The organism is Arthrobacter sp. D3-16, from assembly GCF_054408515.1.
Map to the genome: position 1 here is coordinate 3,305,316 of NZ_CP096437.1, position 20,374 is coordinate 3,325,689.

10 protein-coding genes and 1 rRNA gene are annotated in these 20,374 nt (G+C 64.1%); 2 read left to right on the forward strand and 9 right to left on the reverse strand.

The genetic code is table 11. The features are described from left to right. Positions 1-531 precede the first annotated feature (531 nt). From M1D32_RS15430 to M1D32_RS15445, 4 genes are all read right to left on the reverse strand, one after another. Positions 532-2,056: ribosomal RNA gene (locus tag M1D32_RS15430) — 16S ribosomal RNA — on the reverse strand. Between the two features lie 473 nt (positions 2,057-2,529). Then, positions 2,530-6,228 (reverse strand): 1,4-alpha-glucan branching enzyme, encoded by a 3,699-nt coding sequence (locus M1D32_RS15435; RefSeq protein WP_458779502.1) that lies wholly within the window; start codon positions 6,226-6,228, stop codon positions 2,530-2,532. Between the two features lies 1 nt (position 6,229). After that, positions 6,230-8,026 carry a maltose alpha-D-glucosyltransferase gene (gene treS, locus M1D32_RS15440; protein WP_458779503.1) on the reverse strand — a complete coding sequence of 599 codons (1,797 nt, stop codon included), beginning with the start codon at positions 8,024-8,026 and terminating at the stop codon, positions 6,230-6,232. After that, entirely contained in the window at positions 8,023-10,104 is a 2,082-nt protein-coding gene (locus M1D32_RS15445; RefSeq protein ID WP_458779504.1) for an alpha-1,4-glucan--maltose-1-phosphate maltosyltransferase, read from the reverse strand. The genes treS and M1D32_RS15445 overlap by 4 nt, the downstream gene beginning before the upstream one ends. Before the next feature lie 153 nt (positions 10,105-10,257). Between M1D32_RS15445 and glgP the strand changes: the two genes are divergently transcribed. Beyond that, positions 10,258-12,876, forward strand: coding sequence for an alpha-glucan family phosphorylase (glgP, locus tag M1D32_RS15450; protein WP_458779505.1), 2,619 nt, complete (start codon positions 10,258-10,260; stop codon positions 12,874-12,876). A 34-nt stretch (positions 12,877-12,910) separates the two neighbouring features. Further along, positions 12,911-14,692, forward strand: a complete 1,782-nt coding sequence (locus M1D32_RS15455; protein WP_458779506.1) for a thiamine pyrophosphate-requiring protein — start codon at positions 12,911-12,913, stop codon at positions 14,690-14,692. Here M1D32_RS15455 and M1D32_RS15460 read toward each other — a convergent pair. The 5 genes from M1D32_RS15460 to cysS form a co-directional block, all read right to left on the reverse strand. Continuing rightward, positions 14,689-15,045 (reverse strand): barstar family protein, encoded by a 357-nt coding sequence (locus M1D32_RS15460; protein ID WP_458779507.1) that lies wholly within the window; start codon positions 15,043-15,045, stop codon positions 14,689-14,691. The genes M1D32_RS15455 and M1D32_RS15460 overlap by 4 nt on opposite strands. A 6-nt stretch (positions 15,046-15,051) precedes the next feature. Next, on the reverse strand, positions 15,052-15,573 hold the full coding sequence (locus M1D32_RS15465) for a guanyl-specific ribonuclease (protein WP_458779508.1): 522 nt from the start codon (positions 15,571-15,573) through the stop codon (positions 15,052-15,054). A gap of 19 nt (positions 15,574-15,592) precedes the next feature. Beyond that, positions 15,593-17,719, reverse strand: coding sequence for a glycogen debranching protein GlgX (gene glgX, locus M1D32_RS15470; protein ID WP_458779509.1), 2,127 nt, complete (start codon positions 17,717-17,719; stop codon positions 15,593-15,595). 96 nt (positions 17,720-17,815) lie between these two features. After that, on the reverse strand, positions 17,816-18,805 hold the full coding sequence (gene rlmB, locus M1D32_RS15475; protein WP_458779510.1) for a 23S rRNA (guanosine(2251)-2'-O)-methyltransferase RlmB: 990 nt from the start codon (positions 18,803-18,805) through the stop codon (positions 17,816-17,818). 102 nt (positions 18,806-18,907) lie between these two features. Next, positions 18,908-20,374 carry a cysteine--tRNA ligase gene (cysS, locus tag M1D32_RS15480; RefSeq protein ID WP_458779511.1) on the reverse strand — a complete coding sequence of 489 codons (1,467 nt, stop codon included), beginning with the start codon at positions 20,372-20,374 and terminating at the stop codon, positions 18,908-18,910.

Below are 20,374 nucleotides of genomic sequence, written 5' to 3' on the forward strand. Positions count from 1 at the left end.
AAGATCAATCAGTAATTTTCGAGAGAACCACGAAAACCAACCACACCCAACAACCACCCCCAAAAAGAGGGCCATCATCACGCGCAGCCAGATCCAGGTTCATATTCTTGGAAATTGCTTCTTATAAAAGATGCTCGCGTCCACTATGTAGTTCTCAAACAACAACCCCAAACCACACACCCCACACAACCCCCGCCAAAAGCGAAGAACAACCGTGTAATCGGTGCAGCCAGGAAACCAGAAACAAACAAACCCGCAAACCAACCCCACACGGGGACCAGTCCACAGCCCTGTTGCCTCAGGACCCAACAGTGTGCCAAACACTACCCGGCAGAAACGATCCGGCAAGCTTTCCTGGACACTCACGAGCGTCCGTACTAACAAGCCGGTCCATGCCACCAGGCACCTATTCGTTGATATTCCACCCATGAGCACCCGCCGCAGAACTTGCGTCTGCGCAACGGGCATATACTCCTGACAAACCCCCACCACCACATACGCGGCATGAACAGGTCTGTAGGTGCTCCTTAGAAAGGAGGTGATCCAGCCGCACCTTCCGGTACGGCTACCTTGTTACGACTTAGTCCCAATCGCCAGTCCCACCTTCGACAGCTCCCTCCCACAAGGGGTTAGGCCACCGGCTTCGGGTGTTACCAACTTTCGTGACTTGACGGGCGGTGTGTACAAGGCCCGGGAACGTATTCACCGCAGCGTTGCTGATCTGCGATTACTAGCGACTCCGACTTCATGGGGTCGAGTTGCAGACCCCAATCCGAACTGAGACCGGCTTTTTGGGATTAGCTCCACCTCACAGTATCGCAACCCTTTGTACCGGCCATTGTAGCATGCGTGAAGCCCAAGACATAAGGGGCATGATGATTTGACGTCGTCCCCACCTTCCTCCGAGTTGACCCCGGCAGTCTCCTATGAGTCCCCACCATCACGTGCTGGCAACATAGAACGAGGGTTGCGCTCGTTGCGGGACTTAACCCAACATCTCACGACACGAGCTGACGACAACCATGCACCACCTGTAAACCGACCGCAAGCGGGGGACCTGTTTCCAGGTCTTACCGGTTCATGTCAAGCCTTGGTAAGGTTCTTCGCGTTGCATCGAATTAATCCGCATGCTCCGCCGCTTGTGCGGGCCCCCGTCAATTCCTTTGAGTTTTAGCCTTGCGGCCGTACTCCCCAGGCGGGGCACTTAATGCGTTAGCTACGGCGCGGAAAACGTGGAATGTCCCCCACACCTAGTGCCCAACGTTTACGGCATGGACTACCAGGGTATCTAATCCTGTTCGCTCCCCATGCTTTCGCTCCTCAGCGTCAGTTAATGCCCAGAGACCTGCCTTCGCCATCGGTGTTCCTCCTGATATCTGCGCATTTCACCGCTACACCAGGAATTCCAGTCTCCCCTACATCACTCTAGTCTGCCCGTACCCACCGCAGATCCGGAGTTGAGCCCCGGACTTTCACGGCAGACGCGACAAACCGCCTACGAGCTCTTTACGCCCAATAATTCCGGATAACGCTTGCGCCCTACGTATTACCGCGGCTGCTGGCACGTAGTTAGCCGGCGCTTCTTCTGCAGGTACCGTCACTTTCGCTTCTTCCCTACTGAAAGAGGTTTACAACCCGAAGGCCGTCATCCCTCACGCGGCGTCGCTGCATCAGGCTTGCGCCCATTGTGCAATATTCCCCACTGCTGCCTCCCGTAGGAGTCTGGGCCGTGTCTCAGTCCCAGTGTGGCCGGTCACCCTCTCAGGCCGGCTACCCGTCGTCGCCTTGGTAAGCCATTACCTCACCAACAAGCTGATAGGCCGCGAGTCCATCCAAAACCACAAAAAGCTTTCCACCCCCCACCATGCGATGAGGAGTCATATCCGGTATTAGACCCAGTTTCCCAGGCTTATCCCAGAGTTAAGGGCAGGTTACTCACGTGTTACTCACCCGTTCGCCACTAATCCCCCCAGCAAGCTGGGGATCATCGTTCGACTTGCATGTGTTAAGCACGCCGCCAGCGTTCATCCTGAGCCAGGATCAAACTCTCCGTTGAAGTAAAACAAAACAGACACAACCCCCAGCCCCGGGAAAACGGGACCAAAAGGCCGCACAAAATTTGAAACCAGCTGTAAAAACCAGACCACCCACAGGGGCGGGCAGCCCGGCAAATTCAACCAATTCATAAAACAAATCGGTATCAACAAACTTGGCACACTATTGAGTTCTCAAACAACAGACACACCCGGCACCACCCAACCAAACGGTTCAGGATCGCTCCGGAGCAACTTTTCAAACTTACCCGCTGGACTCTCTCTTGTCAAACCGGCGTCCGCGACATCCTTCAGCCTGAGGCTTTGTTGTCGGTTTTTCCGTCTGACTTCGTGGAGCAGCGCGGAAATAAACTCTACCACCACTCTCCGGAGATAGCCAACCCGGCGCCTTCGACCTCCCCGGGGTAGGCGGCCAGAGCAGCGAAAAGGCCCGGAACCATAAGGATTCCGGGCCTTTTCGAAAGTTCAAGCAGGATCAGGCGGACGCTGCTGATCCCGGCTTGAAGTATGCAGCGCCGAGCGGCGGGAGGGTAACGCTCAAGGTGGCCGGTTGCCCGTCCTGCCCCTCGTCCGTTGCCTTCAGCTCCCCTGCGTTCAGCACACCTGATCCGCCATAGGTGGTGGCATCGGTATTCAGCACCTCTGTCCAGGCACCCGGCTCAGGTACTCCCAGGGTGTAGCCGGCGTGCGGCGCGCCCGAGAAGTTGATGGCGCAGACCAGGGGGTTGCCCTCTTTGTCCCAGCGGATGAAGGAGAGCACGTTGCGGTCCGCGTCTCCTCCGTTGATCCATTGGAAGCCGCCGGGCTCGTTGTCCCGGGTGTACAGCGCGGGGGTGGAAGCGTACAGCTCATTGAGGTCCTTGGTCAGCAGCTGGACCCCCTTGTGGGCGGGAATGTCCGCGAGCCACCAGTCGAGCCCGTGCTGTTCGGACCATTCCGCTTCCTGGCCGAATTCGGTGCCCATAAAGATGAGCTGCTTGCCCGGGTGGGCCCACTGGTACGCCAGGAAGGCACGAAGGTTTGCCAGCTGCTGCCAACGGTCGCCCGGCATCTTGCGGAGCATGGAGCCCTTGCCGTGGACTACCTCATCGTGGCTGATGGGGAGCAGGAAGTTTTCCGTGAAGGCGTAGACCAGGGAAAAGGTGACCGTGCCGTGGTGCCACTTGCGGTTTACCGGGTCCTCGGACGCGTACTTGAGCGAGTCGTGCATCCAGCCCATGTTCCATTTGAGGCCAAAGCCCAGGCCGCCGTGGCTGGTCGGAGCCGTAACGCCAGGGAAGGCTGTGGATTCCTCAGCGATCATGACAGCACCAGGGTGCGTCTTGTATACCGTGGCGTTGACTTCCTGCAGGAACGAGATGGCTTCGAGGTTTTCCCGGCCGCCGAACCGGTTGGGCCGCCACTGGCCCTCCTCACGGGAGTAGTCCAGGTAGAGCATGGAGGCCACAGCGTCGACACGCAGGCCGTCAATGTGGAACTCGTCCAGCCAGTACAGGGCATTGGCTACGAGGAAGTTGCGGACCTCGGTGCGGCCGAAGTCGAAGATCAGCGTGCCCCAGTCAGGGTGCTCACCCAGTGAGGGATCAGCGTGCTCGTACAGGGGCTCGCCGTCGAACTGCGCCAGGGCCCAGGCGTCCTTGGGAAAGTGCGCGGGCACCCAGTCCAGCAAAACCCCGATGCCGGCCTGGTGGAGTGCGTCCACCAGGTACCGGAATTCGTCAGGGTGCCCGAACCTGGAGGTGGGGGCAAAGTACGAGGTGACCTGGTAGCCCCACGATCCGCCGAAGGGGTGTTCGGCCACCGGCATGAACTCCACGTGGGTGAAGCCAAGCCACTTGACGTAGTCCACCAGTTCCTTGGCCAGTTCCCGGTAGCCGAGCCCAAGCTTCCAGGAACCGAGGTGGACTTCGTAGACGCTCATGGCCGAGTTGTGCGGATCCCGCTTGGCCCGGGCCTCCATCCACTCGTCGTCCTTGAAGGCGTACGAGGGCTCCACCACCCGTGAGGCCGTCAGCGGGGGAACCTCGGTGCCGAAGGCAAGCGGGTCAGCTTTCTCAACCCAGTGGCCGGCCTTGGTCCGGATCTGGAATTTGTAGCACGCCCCTGCTGCAACACCCGGAACGAAAATTTCCCACACGCCGGAGGAACCAAGGGAGCGGAGCGAGTTTTCGCGCCCGTCCCAGGCGTTGAAGTCACCAATAACGCGCACAGCCTGTGCGTTGGGGGCCCAGACGGCAAAGGACACACCGTCCACGTCTCCGAGCGACGACTTGTAGTGCTGGACGTGGGCGCCCAGGACTTCCCAGAGTTTCTCGTGCCGGCCTTCACCAATGAGGTGCAGGTCAACTTCACCCACGGTGGGCAGGTAGCGGTAGGGTTCGTCGACGGTGACCGGCTCAACGCCGGGGTAGGTTACGGCCAGGCGGTAATCCGGGACGTGCCCGTGCTGCAGCGGCTCCATAACGGCCACCCACACGCCGTGGGCTTCATGCTCCATCGGGATCTCGCCGGCTGCAGTGATAACCGTAACGGCTTCCGCCAGATGCTTCACGGTACGGATGGTGACGTGGCCGTAGTCGTCCAGGTGCGCGCCCAGGATGGAATGGGGGGCGTGGTGTTCACCGTTCGCGAGCTTGCCCAGGGTGCCCGCATCCACGTGCAGCGGCACCCCCGGACGGTCCGTTCGTGCTGAGCCTGTCATTTCGTTACCTTCCGATGCTGCCCCGGCCTGGTCGCCGGCGCCGTTACCGCTGAGGAGCCGCCTGGAGGCGTTCACAGGGATCGCCAGCCAGTCGGGCCTGTTACGCATTTCATAAACTACTTCGTACAGTGCCTTGTCCAGCCACAATGCCACAAACAGGGGCGAGTCCATGTCCACGGTGCCGGGCGTGACACCCGCATACCCGGCAAGGAAGGCCTCGGCGCAGTCGTCGACCCAGGAGGCCGGCACTTTGGCGCCTTCCTGTTCTCGATGGGCAGCTCCCGCCGCATAGTCGAAAGACCGCAGCATCCCCACGACATCCCGCAGGGGAACGTCGGGAACGTTTCGCTCCGCAATGGGGCGCAGCGGTTCGCCTTCGAAGTCGAGGATGGCCCATCGGGCCGGATTTCCGGCTTGTCCGGGGACCTGGAGGATCTGGCCAAGGTGGAGGTCGCCGTGGATCCGCTGGAGCGGACCTGCGGCGACTCCATCCAGCCCACGGAGGAGCTCATCCAGCGCGTCGTCATAGGGGCCGACGGCGGAGGCGGCTTCCGCCCATGCCTGCCGGACGCGCTGGGCTACTGCAGGGGCAATCACCTTGCCGGGTTCAGCCTCTGCCGACTGCCCAAGTGCCTCTGCAAGGCGGCGATGGACCGTTGCCGTGGCTGCTCCCAGTGCACGCGCCTCAGCAGTAAAGTCGGTTCCGGACCTGGCCGCGTCAACTGCCAGCCGCCATGCATCACGTCCGCCCGCCAGGAATTCATGCGCCACCGCCAGCTCGCCCTGGACGTAACGGGAACCGGAGCCCGGGCCGTCGGAAGGCGGCGTGCCCTGCGCCAGCCACTCGCCACGGACCCAGCCCAGCGTCGCCGGAACCTCAGTGGTCCCTGCAGACGTGAGGGCAGCACCCACCTCAACCTCGGGGTTTGTCCCCTCCGACAGGACGCGGAAGAACTTCACGATGGCGGCCGATTCGCCGTCGTCCACAATCACTGAACTGTTGGACTGCTCCCCGGAGAGGACCTTCACCACGCCGCGCGCGGTGGGAAGCCGGTGGTTCCCTGGCGCGCGGAACCCTGAGGCGGTACCGCTGGGGGCCTTGTCCTCGGTGCGCATCAGGTCCAGCCAGCCGCCCACGAAATCCGGATCATGGACAGCGTCGTAAACCCATGGCCTGGACGGATCCGTCCCGGCGGCCTCCCCGACCAGCGCGCGCTCCATCCCCGCCGCCGGCGCCGGCCGGAAACTCAAGGGGACCTGGACCACGTCAGTGCGGCGGCCGCCGTCGGCTCCTCTGGTGGTCACCTTCAGGAGGAACACGGCGAGCCCTGCGTGGCCGGAGGGATCGTCCAGCCCCAGGCTGCCCGCCTGGGACAGCTCGAAGCCGGGCGTCTTTACGGGGAACCAGCGCTGCCTTGGAAGCCATTCCTGAAGCAACGCGGTGAGGGCGGGGGTAAGGATGGGCTGGTTCATGTCAGTTCTCAATCGAGAGGATCGGCATTGCCTGCGTATAGGGGGACGAAGGATTGGACGCCGCTGACCGGATCCGCAGCCAGAAGAAATCGTGGCTGCCGAGAGTCAGCGTCAGCGTCCCGTCCTCGTTGATGCCAGGAAATGGCTGGCCGCCAAATACATCACGAAGGCCGCGTCCGCCGTAATCGGGGATACGCAGCCTTGCGGCCACTGGATGCTGGGACAGGTTGAAAGCACACAGAATGGATTCGCCGTCCACCCCGGCGGCGTTGCCGTTGGGCAACTCACGGAGGTAGGCCAGCACGGCGTCATGATCGGCCTCGACGTGCTTGAAGGAGCCCAGGCCGAAGGCAGGATGGTTCTTGCGGACGCTGAGGATCTGGCGCGTCCAGCGAAGCAGGGACCCCGAGTGGGCGGCCTCGGCCTCAACGTTTGCCATGTTGTAGTTGTAGACCAGCGACTGGATGACCGGCAGGTAGAGTTTGCCCGGGTCCGCGTTGGAGAAGCCCGCATTCCGGTCGGGGTTCCACTGCATGGGAGTCCGGACGGCGTCCCGGTCCTCCAGCCAGATGTTGTCCCCCATGCCGATCTCGTCCCCGTAGTACAGGAACGGGCTGCCGGGCAGCGACAGCAGCAGGGCGTGGATCAGCTCGATCTCCGCCCGGGAGTTGTCCAGCAGGGGTGCGAGCCGGCGGCGGATGCCGATGTTGGCACGCATCCGGGGGTCCGGCGCATACCAACCGAGCATCGCTGCGCGCTCATCGGCGGTGACCATTTCAAGGGTCAACTCGTCGTGGTTGCGCAGGAAGGTGCCCCACTGGGCGCCCTCGGGAATGTCGGGCGTGTCCTGCATCGTCTCGATGATGGGGGCGGCCTTCTGATCCCGGAGCGCGTAGTACAGCCGCGGCATGATCGGGAAGTGGAACGCCATGTGGCACTCGGGTTCGGTTTCCGTTCCGAAATACTCCACCACTTCGTTGGGCGGCTGGTTCGCCTCGGCAATAATGACGCGTCCGGGGTAGCTTTCGTCCACCATGGCCCGGAGTTTGCGGAGGAACTCATGGGTGGCTGGCAGGTTCTCGCAGTTGGTCCCCTCTTCCTCGAAGAGGTAGGGGATGGCGTCGGCGCGGAACCCGTCGATGCCCTGGTCCAGCCAGAACCGGACTACATCGAAGAGTGCGTCAATGACCTTGGGGTTCTCAAAGTTCAGGTCCGGCTGGTGGCTGAAAAACCGATGCCAGAAGAACTGCCGGCGGATGGGGTCGAAGGTCCAGTTCGATTCCTCGGTGTCCACGAAGATGATCCGGGCGTCCTGGTACTTCTCGTCCGTATCGCTCCAGACGTAGAAGTCGCCGAACGGTCCGTCCGGGTCCTTCCGCGATTCCTGGAACCAGGGGTGCTGGTCGGAGGTGTGGTTAAGGGGCAGGTCGATGATGACCCGCACTCCCCTGGCATGTGCCTCGGCAACCAGCCGCTTGAAGTCCGTGATGGTGCCGAACTCGTCCAGGACAGAGTTGTAGTCCGAAATGTCGTAGCCGCCGTCACGCAGCGGCGACTGGAAGAACGGCGGCAGCCAGAGACAGTCCACGCCCAGCCACTGCAGGTAGTCAAGCCTGTCGATGAGGCCGGAGAAATCCCCGGAACCGTCACCGTTGGCATCCGCAAAAGCTCTCACGAGGACCTCGTAAAAAACGGCTTTCCGGTACCACAGCGGATCGTGCTGCAGGCCCGGCGCATTCAGTTCGAAGGTGCTCTTCGGCGTGAAATGCTGGCCCGAACTTTGCGGGTTAAAACTCACTGATGCATTCTCCTCACGCTGAGGATGTGCGCCGGCTCAACATGCGGGTCCAGGCGTACGTAGTTGTACTCGCCCCATTCCCAGCTTTCACCGGAGATGAGGTCGTCCACGTGGAAGCCGCCGTTCGGGGTGAGGTCCTGCGGGTCCAGCTCCAGGGCCGCAAGGTCCAGCGAGACACTGCATTCCTTGGTGACGTGGGGATCCACGTTGACCACCACGATGATGGTGTCCTTGGATCCGTCGGCGAGGGTCTTGTGCTTGGAGTACACCACTGTTGAATCGTCAGTGCTGTGGTGCACCGTCAGGTTCTGCAGGTCCTGCAGCGCCGGATGCGTGTGCCGCAACTCATTCAACCGCGTGATGTACGGAGCAAGAGTCCTCCCCGACTGGGCGGCCGCATCCCAGTCCCGTGCCTTGTACTCGAACTTCTCGTTGTCGATGTACTCCTCGGCCCCTGGCCGGGCGACATGCTCGTACAGCTCATACCCCGCGTAGACACCCCACAGCGGGCTTGCCGTGGACGCCAGGGCCGCCCTGATCTTGAACGCCGCGGGCCCGCCGAACTGGAGGTATTCGGTGAGGATGTCCGGCGTGTTCACAAAGAAGTTGGGCCGGAAGAAAGCCGACGACTCGTGGCTGACCTCGTTGAAGTACTGCTCGATCTCCTTCTTGGTGTTGCGCCAGGTGAAGTAGGTGTAGGACTGCTGGAAGCCGGCGCGGCCCAGTGCGTGCATCATGGCGGGACGGGTGAAGGCCTCTGCGAGGAACACAACCCCCGGAACCTGCTTATTGACTTGGGCAATAAGCCACTCCCAGAACCACACTGGTTTGGTGTGCGGGTTGTCCACGCGGAAAATCTTTACGCCGTGGCTGACCCAGAGCAGGACAATACGTAGAATTTCGTTGGAGAGCCCCTCCGGGTCATTATCGAAATTCAGCGGATATATGTCCTGGTACTTCTTGGGCGGGTTTTCCGCATAAGCGATACTGCCATCCACCCGGGTGGTAAACCATTCGGGATGTGACTCCACCCACGGATGGTCCGGGGCGGCCTGCAGGGCCAGGTCAAGGGCAACTTCCAAGCCAAGTTCATTAGCCCGCGCCACGAAGGCGTCAAAGTCCTCAAAGGTCCCAAGATCGGGGTGGATGGCGTCGTGGCCGCCCTCCTTAGCGCCGATTGCCCAGGGGGAGCCGGGATCGTTCGGGCCCGCGATGAGTGTGTTGTTGGGCCCCTTGCGGTGCTGGACGCCGATCGGATGGATGGGGGGCATGTACAGAACGTCGAAACCCATGGCGGCAACAGCGTCGAGCCGTTGCGCGGCGGTGCGGAAGTTGCCCGAAGTCCAGGCGCCCGTGTTGTGGTCCTTGACTGCGCCTTCGGAGCGGGGGAAGAACTCGTACCAGGCTCCCCGGCCGGCCAGATCCCGCTCAACCAGCAAAGGGTACTGCTCGGAGACGGTGACCAGTTCCCGGATCGGCTGGTGCGCGACAACGCCGGTGACCGCGTGGCTGAATCCGGCGCCCAGGCGCTCCTCCGTGCTGAGGGAAGGGTCGGCCAGCTTGTCGGCGGCGTCCCGGAGGACGCCCCTGTCCCACTCGCTGCGGGAGTCGTCGCCGGCAGCTTCGTGGAGCAACGCGGCACCCTCGGCGAGCATCAGCTCGACGTCGATGCCGGCTTCCACCTTTACTTCCGCGTTGTGGTGCCACGTGCCGTAGCGGTCGTGCCAGGCTTCGATGACGAAGGACCAGTTGCCCGGTTCCGACGGCGTGAGGACGCCTTCCCACCGGTCCGTCCCCATGCCGCGTTCCCCGCGGGGCGGCGCGAGCCTGACGCGCTGCCGTTCCTGGCCTGCCGGATCCAGGAGCACTGCACTGACCCCAAGCTGGTCGTGCCCCTCCCGGAACGCGGTGGCGCCCACCACGATTCCCTCGCCAGGCAGGGCCTTGGCAGGGAACTTTCCACCCTCCACCACGGGCTGCACAGCCGTGATGGGGAAACGTCCAAACCGCAGGCCGTCCGTGATGCGGCCCTGCGGCTTTTCCTTCGATGCGGCAATGGTTCCTGAGTTAGTCGTCACAGGCTCGACGTTAGCGAGAAATGAGCCGGAATGCTAAGCCTGCGCACTATTTTCGTTGCCGCCCGTGTCATTTCCTCCACGCAATGAGTCATTTATCCAAAAGAAACGCGGGGTTGGTTCCGGCCGTGCATGTTGTCGGTTAGTGTGACGCAGGTGAAGGCAATCCGCAGATTTACGGTCCGTACAGTCCTCCCTGAACCAATCCGGCCGCTGGCCGGGCTGGCGAGTAATTTGCGCTGGTCCTGGCACCGCCCCACGCGGGAACTCTTCGCCGGGCTGAACCGGCGGCTCTGGGTGGAAAGCGGTGAGGACCCCGTCGGTTTCCTGGGCCTGGTGAGCCGCGAAGAGTTCCAGCAGCTTGCCGCAGACCAGTCGGTAGTGGAGCGTGTGCGCGCCGCCGAGAAGGATCTTGACCGGTACCTCGAGGAGCCGCGCTGGTACCAGGGCCTGGGCCCGGACGCGCCGGCGTCGATTGCCTACTTCTCCCCCGAATTCGGTATCACCGAAGTCCTCCCCCAGTACTCCGGCGGCCTGGGCATCCTGGCCGGCGACCACCTCAAGGCGGCCTCGGACCTGGGCGTCCCCCTGATCGGCGTTGGCCTGCTGTACCAGGCCGGATACTTCAAGCAGTCCCTGTCCCGGGATGCGTGGCAGCAGGAAACCTACCCCGTCCTGGATCCGGACGGCCTGCCGCTTACCCTCCTGCGTGAACCTTCCGGCGACGGGAACGGGCGGCCGCTGCAAATCTCCCTGCCGCTCCCCAACAACCGCCGCCTGCTGGCCCACATCTGGCGTGCCGACGTCGGACGCGTCCCCCTGCTGCTCCTGGACTCGAACGTTCCGGGCAACGACGAAGCCGCCCGCAGCATCACTGACCGTCTCTACGGCGGCGGTGGCGACCACCGGCTGCAACAGGAACTGCTGCTGGGCATGGGCGGGGTCAAAGCGCTCCGCGCCTTCCAGAAACTCACAGGAACCCGTGCTCCGGAAGTGTTCCACACCAATGAGGGCCACGCAGGATTCCTGGGCATCGAGCGCATCCAGGAACTGATGTCCGGGGACGAGGCGCTGACGTTTGATGAGGCCCTGGCTGCGGGCCGCGCCTCGACTGTTTTCACCACGCACACCCCGGTGCCCGCCGGCATCGACAGGTTTGAAATCTCCCAGATCCACCACTTCTTCCAGGCGGGACTTGCGCCGGCTGTGCCCGTGGACCGGATCCTGGAGCTTGGCCGCGAAAATTACGCGAACGGCACCCCGTCCGTTTTCAACATGGCCGTGATGGGTCTGCGGCTGGCGCAGCGGGCAAACGGTGTGGCCAAGCTGCACGGCGAAGTGTCCCGCGGAATGTTTTCCGCCCTGTGGCCCGGCTTCGACCACTCGGAGGTGCCCATCACCTCCGTGACCAACGGCGTGCATGTGCCCACCTGGGTGGACAGCCGCATCTCCAAGCTTGCCCGGGACCAGTTTGGCAGCGAAGCTGAAGCGCTGGGCCGCTGGGACCTCGCCTATAACGTCAGCGACGCCGACGTATGGAAGCTCCGCCGCGAGATGAGGACCGCCCTGGTTGAGGATGTCCGCCGCCGGCTGCGGGCCGCGTGGAAGAATCGCGGCGCCGCCGACGCGGAACTGCGCTGGACGGACAAGGTGCTGGACCCCGACGTCCTCACGATCGGGTTCGCCCGCCGCGTGCCCACCTACAAGCGCCTCACCCTGATGCTGCGCGAACCGGACCGGCTGAAGGCACTCCTCCTGCACAGGGAACATCCCATCCAGCTGGTGATTGCCGGCAAATCCCACCCCGCGGACGACGCCGGAAAGAAGATGATCCAGGACCTGGTCCGGTTCACCGATGACCCGGAGGTCCGCCACCGCATCGTCTTCCTGCCCAACTACGACATCGCGATGGCACGGACGCTGTTCCCGGGCTGCGACGTCTGGCTGAACAACCCGCTCCGGCCGCTCGAGGCCTGCGGAACGTCCGGCATGAAGGCCGCGCTGAATGGCTCGCTGAACCTTTCAGTCCTCGACGGCTGGTGGGATGAGATGTACGACGGCGAAAACGGCTGGGCGATTCCCACGGCCAATAACGACGCATCGCCGGAGGAACGCGACGATATCGAAGCCGCCGCACTTTACGAGCTGCTTGAGACGCAGGTTGCCCCGCGCTTCTACGGCAGCACGGTGTCCGAAGCCGCAGGTGCTGCGGGGCCGTCGACGTCGGGCACGGAGAAGGTGCCCACGCACTGGGTGTCGATGATCAAGCACACCCTCTCGCACCTTGGCCCGGCCGTTTCCGCCGAGCGCATGCTGCGCGACTACGTGAACATCCTTTACCGCCCCGCAGCGGAGGCCGGCAGGAACGCCGGCGCCAACTCCTATTCCCAGGCCCGCACCTTGGCAGCCTGGACCGCAAAGGTGCGAGCCGCCTGGCCCCAGGTGCACGTGGAGCACGTGGACTCCGTAGGGGTTTCGGAGGACCCGCAGATCGGTGACACTCTCCAGGTGAATGCCTACGTGGCGCTGAACAGCCTCACCCCGGACGACGTCAGCGTGGAGGTGGCCTACGGCAGGGCGGAGGAAAGCGACGCCCTCGCGGACATCACAGTCATGGAACTGAAGGTCCAGGAAGACCTGGGCAGCGGCCGGCACCTGTTCAGCGGCTCGCTGGTCATCGACCGCTCCGGGTCCTTCGGGTACACCGTCCGGGTGCTGCCCCGGCACGACGCACTGGCCTCGAAGGCTGAGCTGGGCCTGATCGTCAACGCGTAAGAGGCAGGGCACGAAACCGCTGCAGGAGGATCCTATGAACGACCGGACCGTGGCTGACCTGATCGTGGAACGGCTCACAACGTGGGGCGTCAAGCGCGTGTTCGGGTACAGCGGGGACGGGATCAACGGCTTTATGGGTGCCCTCCGCCGGGCGGAGGGCCGGGTTGAATTCGTGCAGGCACGGCACGAGGAAACCGCTGCGTTCATGGCGGTAGGGCACGCGAAGTACACCGGCGGCGTGGGAGTGGTGACGTCCACGCAGGGACCGGGCGCCGTCCACCTCCTCAACGGCCTTTACGACGCCAAGCTCGACGGCGTGCCCGTGGTGGCGATTGTGGGACAGCAAAGCCGAACCGTGCTGGGCTCGGCCTACATGCAGGAAATCGAGCTGACCGTCCTGTTCAAGGACGTTGCAGCCCAGTTCGTGCAGCAGGTCAACGCCCCTGAGCAGCTTCCCATGGTCCTGGACCGCGCCTTCCGCACGGCCAAGGCCACGTCTTCGCCGTGCGTGGTGATCCTGCCGCACGACATCCAGTCCGCGCCCGCACCGCAGCTGGAACAGGAACATGGCGTTGTGGTCACCGCGCCGTCCTGGAGCACGTCAGCGAAGTCGCCCCGCGGTGAGGACCTGGACGCCGCTGCTGCGATCCTCAACAATGCGCAGAGGGTGGCGCTTCTCGTGGGCCAGGGTGCCCGGCACGCCGCCGCAGAAGTGGTGGCCGTGGCCGAACAGCTGGGTGCCGGCATCGCCACCAGCCTCCTGGGGAAGCCGTACGTGGACGAGACCCTGCCTTTCGCCGTGGGCACCATGGGACACCTGGGCACCACCGCCAGCGCCCACCTGCTGGGCAACTGCGATGCGCTGCTGATTGTCGGCTCGAATGATCCGTGGACCGAGTTCTATCCACCGCCCGGAGCGGCACGGGCTGTCCAGATTGATATCGACGAGCGGAAGATCGGCAACCGCTACCCTGTGGAGGTTGGGCTGGCCGGCGACGCGGCAACGGCCCTGAAGGCCCTTGGTTCCCGGCTCGATCAGCGGCCAGGCGGGCAGTGGCGGGCCGACGTCGAGCAGGAAGTCACGCGCTGGCGGGCACTGTCCGAAGAACGCGCCGCAGTACCTGCCATGCCCGTCAACCCGGAGAGGGTGGTGCGGGAGCTCAACGGCAGGCTTCCTGCCAACGCCCAAGTGAGTATCGACGTCGGCAGTTGCGTTTACTGGTACGCCCGCCAGCTGATCCTTCCGCGGGGCGTGCCGGCCCACCTTTCAGGCACGCTGGCAAGCATGGGCTGCTCCATCCCGTACGGCATCGCCGCCAAGCTTGCCCACCCCGACCGGCCGTTGGTGGCACTGTCCGGGGACGGCGCCATGCAAATGGCAGGGATCGCCGAACTGGTGACCGTGGCCCACCGCTGGCAGCAGTGGCAGGACCCCCGGTTCGTGGTTTGCGTCTTCAACAACCGGGAGCTCACGGAAGTGACGTGGGAGCAGCGCGAGTCCGAGGGCGAGCCGCGGTTCCGGGACAGCCAGGAACTCCCCGACTTCCCCTTCGCAGGTTACGCCGAGCTGCTGGGCCTCACGGGAATCCGCGTGGACGATCCCGAGCTTCTCGGCGACGCCTGGGAGCGGGCATTCGCGGCCGACCGCCCTGTGCTGATCGAAGTGCTGACCGATCCCGAGGTTCCCCTCCTGCCGCCCTTCCCGGGAGGCCGTGAAAAGGCAGACACCATGCGCAAGGCCCTTGCCGTGGAGGAGGGCGGCAGCCGTGCCTTGGACTTGCTGGAGACCTACGCCGGGCAGGAAGAACGCCCTTAGAGCATGACTGCTGTGACGGCGAGGTCCTTGCCGGCGTAGCGCTCGGCGTCCTGGAGGATTTCGCAGATGACACCGAAGGACCGGTCGCCGCGGAAAGGCGCCGCCACCTGCCACAACACGGTGACCGGCGGGTTGCCGTTGTCCGTGATGCTGTCCGCGAAGTCATGCAGGGAGTCGTTCAGGGCATCCAGGTTCACGCCGTAGTGTTCGGGGAAGTTGAGGACCTCGCCGAAGGTTTCCAGGACTGCCTTCTTGCTGTCGGCGGCGGGAACCACCAGGCTGCGGCGTCCGGCGTCAGCCACCTGTTCCTGCAGTTCTTCCAGGGTCCAGGAGTCTCCGGAGTAAATCTTCATGGTTGCCTAGCTGCCTTCTACTATGAATCGGAACGTCCCGTAGTGGTCATCTGTGTAGTACTTCTCGCCGCCATCGCCGGCCACGATGCGCCGCGCTCCCCGGTCTGATTCCCCCGGTGTTGGCACCGTGTATTCACGGTAGTAACCTCTGTCCCGCCGGGGCAGGATCCGCTCGAAGTTCCCGAAGGTCTGGTCGTCCTGGCGGTAACTGTAGGGTCCCCCGGCGCGGATGAGGGCGAGCGTCCGGCGGCCTTCGGCTGGCAGCGCAGACTCCCGCACCTCCGGCAGGCGGGACGGGTTCTCCTGCGCCTGGGGTTTGGGAGCGGCGTTCCCTGGGCCGGCGCCGGCAGCGGGGGAACCCTGGGCGGAAGGACGTGAGGCGGCCCCCGGGGCGGCCGTGGCACTGACCCCGCCCTCCGGCGTCGTACTGTCCGTCAACTGGCCCAGGATCGCGGTACCACCGAAGGTGAGCAATCCCAGCACCACAAGCACAGTCAGCAGCAAGGGCAGGACATTGCGGTTGCGCATCACGTTGTTCCCCGGTGCATCAGCTGCGGTAGATGTTGATGGAGTTGGCCTCCAGGAGGTCCTTCTCCCCCGAAGCCACCCTGCTGCCCTGGCGGAGCTCGTGCAGCGGTGAGGTGGTCAGCCGAAGCTCGAACATCCTGTGGGGTGTGCCCTCCGCGGTGATGCGGGGCAGCGTGATCTGGACGTCGGAGTTGCTGCCGTTCACCACCACCAGGCCGGCGAGCGTGCCGTCGTCGGAACCCAGCAGGAGTTGCATCACGCGGTGCTGCGGATCGTTCCAGCGTTCCATGGACATGGGTTGCCCGGCGTGGTCGAACCAGTACAGGTAGGACTGCTCATCCCGGACCGGAAAGTCGTGGGGCTGCGCCGCCAGGAACTCCTTGCGGAGGCGGATGTACCGCTTGGTGCTGCGGAGCATCTCGTGGGACTCCGGAGTCCTGGTCCAGTCCAGCCAGGCGATGGCGTTGTCCTGGCAGTACGCGTTGTTGTTGCCCTGCTGGGTCCGCGCCAGTTCGTCTCCGGCCGTGATCATGGGCACGCCGATGGAGATCAGCAGCGTGGCCATGAGGTTACGGCGGGACTGGGCGCGCCTGGCCAGGATGGCGCCGTCCTCGGTGGGGCCTTCGAAACCGTGGTTGTAGCTGCGGTTGTCGCCGTGGCCGTCCCGGTTCTGCTCACCGTTGGCCTCGTTGTGTTTCCGGTCGTAGGAGACGACGTCGTTCAGGGTGAAGCCATCATGGGCGGTGACGTAGTTGACCGACGCCAGCCGGGAGCGGCCGGACGCCGCAAAGAGGGCTGCGGAACCCGACATCACGTCCGCGAGCTTGGCCACCGATCCGCCCTGCCCGCCGGATTCGAGCGCAGCACGGTCCGCCAGCCAGAATGAGCGCACGGCGTCCCGGAAGTGGTCGTTCCAGTCTGCCCAGCCGGCCGGGAACCGTCCGGTCTGCCAGCCGCCGTAGCCCACATCCCAAGGCTCGGCGATCAGCTTTACGTCGGACAGGACGGGATCCGCCGCAATGGCAACGAGGAACGGGTGCCGGGGATCGAACTCATTGGCTGCATTCCGGCAGAGCGTCACGGCAAGGTCGAACCGGAAACCGTCAATGTGGAACTCGTCCACCCAGTGGCGCAGCGAATCCAGCACCAGCTGGACTACCCGTGGTTCAGCAAAATTCAGGCTGTTGCCGCAGCCAGTGGTGTCCTCGTACTTGCCGTTCCCGTCAGTCCGGTAGTACGTGTCCTCCCCCAGCCCCCGGAAGCTCAAGGTCTGTCCGTCCGGCCCGCCTTCGGCTGTGTGGTTGTAGACAACGTCCAGGATGACTTCCAGGTCTGCGGCATGGAGCGCCTTTACCATTCCCTTGAACTCGTCCTGGACGGCCTGGGGGCCCGCCTGTTGGGCCGCCTTGGTGGCGTAGCCGGGGTGGGGGGCAAAGAAGGCTGCGGTGTTGTATCCCCAGTAGTTGGTCAGTCCCAGGTCCTGCAGATGCGGTTCATCCAGGTGGAAATGGACGGGCAGCAACTGCACTGCCGTGATTCCGAGGCTCTTGAGGTGCTCAATAATGGCCGGGTGCGCCAGGCCGGCGTAGGTGCCGCGGAGTTCCTCGGGCACGTCCGGGTGGAGCATGCTCTGGCCGCGGACGTGGGCCTCATAGATGATGGTGTCGCGCCACTCCAGGCGGAGCCTGGAGTCCGATCCCCAGTCAAAGTCGCTGGCCATCCGGACGCTCGTCAGGAATCCGTCACGCTGGTCCACGGCGCGCCCGTACGGGTCGAGCAGCAGCGGCTGGCCGCCGTCGTCGTCAACGTCCTGGGTGGGCACGGCTAGCGGCAGGGACTGTTCAGCGGATGCTGCGCGGAACCCGTAGCGCGAGCCGTACGGCAGGTTGTCCACAATTCCGTGGTGGACGCCGTGGCTTACGTTGGGCAGCGCCTGTACGCGCCAGTCTCCGCCCGGGGCTATGTAGACGATTTCCAGGTTCCGCACGCCCGGGGCGTAGCAGGCCACGTTAGCCCTGGCACCCGGCCGGGTGCCGTTTCCGGCTGGACCGGACACCGCCAAATCCGCGCGCGGGACAGTCACACCGAGTGGAAGAGCCGTTGAGGCGTCCGTGGTGGAAGCAGTGTCGAAGAGCGGCATGACCATCACCTAAAATATTAGCCGCCAGGGGCACTTCGCCTGCCTACGCGTCGCAACGGCGCATAGGCAGGCCGGGAAAACGGACCTTAAACTGGGCCGCGGTTACTTTGCGGCGCGCTGGCGGGATACCTCGTACAGCGAGATCCCCACTGCCATGGAGGCGTTCAGGGATTCCATGGCCGAGTCGATCGGGATCGAAACGATCTGGTCGCAGTTCTCCCTGACCAGGCGGCTGAGGCCCTTGCCTTCCGAGCCCACCACGATACAGACGGGTTCCGTGGCGAGGGTGAGGTCGGGAAGCGAAACGTCGCCATCGCCGTCAAGGCCCAGGACAAAGATGCCCATGTTCTTGAACTGCTTCAGCGCGCTGTTGAGGTTGGACGCACGCGCCACCGGTACCCGGACTGCTGCCCCGGCGCTGGTTTTCCAGGCAGAGGCGGTGACGCCCACGGAGCGGCGTTCGGGGACGATCACGCCATGGCCGCTGAAGGCGGAAACCGACCGGATGATGGCACCGAGGTTCCGGGGGTCGGTGATGCCGTCGAGGGCAACGAAGAGCGGCGCATTGGGGACGTGGCCCTTTTTCCACTTCTCCACCGTCTCCTCGGCGAGTTCGTAGGCGTCCTGGTACTCGTAGGGCGGGATCTGCAGGACCAGGCCCTGGTGGATGGCGTCGTCAGTCATCCGGTCCAGTTCGGGCTTGCCGGTCTCCAGCAGCGGGATGCCGCGTTCGGCCGCGAGCTTCAGGGATTCCTTGACCCGGTCATCCATTTCGATGCGGATGGCGATGTGCAGGGCCTTGGCGGGAATGCCCGCGCGGAGCGCTTCAACCACGGAGTTGCGGCCGGTGACCACTTCCTCGGTAGCCCGTCCCTTGGGGCCGGACTTGGCGGCGCCGGCGCTGCGGGCGCCCGTACCGCGCTTGGCGGCCGAGCGCTCTGCCAGCTGCTTGGATTTGTGCGCCTTGTGGTAGGGGCGGTCCTCCGCCTTGGGCGTAGGGCCCTTGCCTTCGAGGGCCTTGCGGCCGTGACCACCGGTTCCGATGGTTGGGCCCTTCTTCGCTTTAACCGATCGGCGACCATTGTTGGCCATTGTGTTCCACCCTTGATTGTGTTGACTGAGTCTGCTTACCAGTCTACTGAACCAAGTAAAATCGCCTGACCCGGCAGGGATGGCTTAAGGGTGACTGCCCCCTCAGTCCCGCTTCAGGCTCCAGGTGGCGCCGTCCGGACCGTCCTCTACGACGACGCCGGCGGCGGCAAGGGTGTCCCGGATGGCGTCGGAGGCGGCCCAGTTTTTTTCGGCCCGCGCCGCGGCCCGGGCTTCCAGTTGCGCCCGGACCAGGACGTCGAGGGCGGCGGCTTCCTTGCTGCCGCCGGCATCGGCGCCGGCTACAGCATTCAGCCCAAGGACCTCAGTCATCACCATGACTGCGTTCAGCGCGTGCCGGACGGCGTCGTCATCCCCCTCGGCGAGGGATGTGTTCCCGGCGCGTACGCTCTCGTGGAGCGCCGCCAGCGCACGCGGTACATTGAGGTCGTCGTCCATGGCATCAGAAAAAGTGCGGACAGCGTCGGTGGATGAGCCGAAGTTGCCGGCCTCGAAACTGACGTCGTTGCCGAAGCGGGCTGAAGCCTTGGCGAGGAATCCATCAATGCGCTCGACGGCGGCGGCGGCTTCCTGCAGGGATGTGGGCCGGTAGTCCAGGATGGAGCGGTAATGCGCCTGGCCGAGGTAGTAGCGGACCACCCGGGGCGGGGCCAGTTCCAGCATCTCGGCCGGGCTGATGGTGTTCCCGATGGACTTGGACATCTTCTCGCCCTGGTACGTCACCATGCCGTTGTGCATCCAGAAGCTGGCGAACGGGTGGCCGGCGGCCTGGGACTGTGCCAGCTCGTTTTCGTGGTGCGGAAACCTCAGGTCCAGGCCTCCGCCATGGATATCGAATTCCGTGCCCAGGTATTTGGTGACCATGGCGGAGCATTCCAGGTGCCAGCCCGGGCGGCCGGTGCCCCAGGGTGAAGCCCAGCTCGCGGTGGTGGGCTCTCCGTCCTTGGAACCCTTCCACAGCGCGAAATCGCGGGGGTCCTTCTTCCCGCGAGGGTCGGCGTCGGGGGCTGCCTGCATGTCGTCGATGTTCTGCCGCGTCAGGGACCCGTATTTACTCCAGGAACGGACGTCAAAGTACACGTCGCCGGATTCGTCCAGGGCGGCATAGGCGTGCCCGCGGTCCATCAATTGCTGGATCAGGGCATGCATTTCCGGGATATGGCCGGTGGCACGGGGTTCGTACGTCGGCCGCGAGACGCCAAGGGCGTCGTACGCCTTCAGGAATTCCTGTTCGTAGCGGTATGCGAGGGCCCACCACTCTTCCTGGGGCACTTCACCAGACTCCGGAGTGAACTCCGGCGCGAAGGATGCTTCCGACTTGGCGAGGATCTTGTCGTCGATGTCGGTGACGTTCCTGACCACCGTCACCCGGAAGCCGCGATAGGTCAGCCAGCGGGTGAGCTGGTCGAAGGCGATGGCGGAGCGGATGTGGCCAACGTGGGGCATGCCCTGCACCGTGGCCCCACAGTAGTAGAGGCTGGCCTTGCCCTCGACGAGGGGGACGAAGTTCCGGACTTCGGCGGAGGCAGTGTCATAGAAGCGCAGGGTCAC

Excerpts from the sequence above, each read along its gene's own strand:
- M1D32_RS15435 (WP_458779502.1), bottom strand. The coding sequence starts at position 6,228 with ATGAACCAGCCCATCCTTACCCCCGCCCTCACCGCGTTGCTTCAGGAA.
- M1D32_RS15455 (WP_458779506.1), top strand. The coding sequence starts at position 12,911 with ATGAACGACCGGACCGTGGCTGACCTGATCGTGGAACGGCTCACAACG.
- M1D32_RS15460 (WP_458779507.1), bottom strand. The coding sequence starts at position 15,045 with ATGAAGATTTACTCCGGAGACTCCTGGACCCTGGAAGAACTGCAGGAA.
- M1D32_RS15465 (WP_458779508.1), bottom strand. The coding sequence starts at position 15,573 with ATGCGCAACCGCAATGTCCTGCCCTTGCTGCTGACTGTGCTTGTGGTG.
- glgX (WP_458779509.1), bottom strand. The coding sequence starts at position 17,719 with ATGGTCATGCCGCTCTTCGACACTGCTTCCACCACGGACGCCTCAACG.
- rlmB (WP_458779510.1), bottom strand. The coding sequence starts at position 18,805 with ATGGCCAACAATGGTCGCCGATCGGTTAAAGCGAAGAAGGGCCCAACC.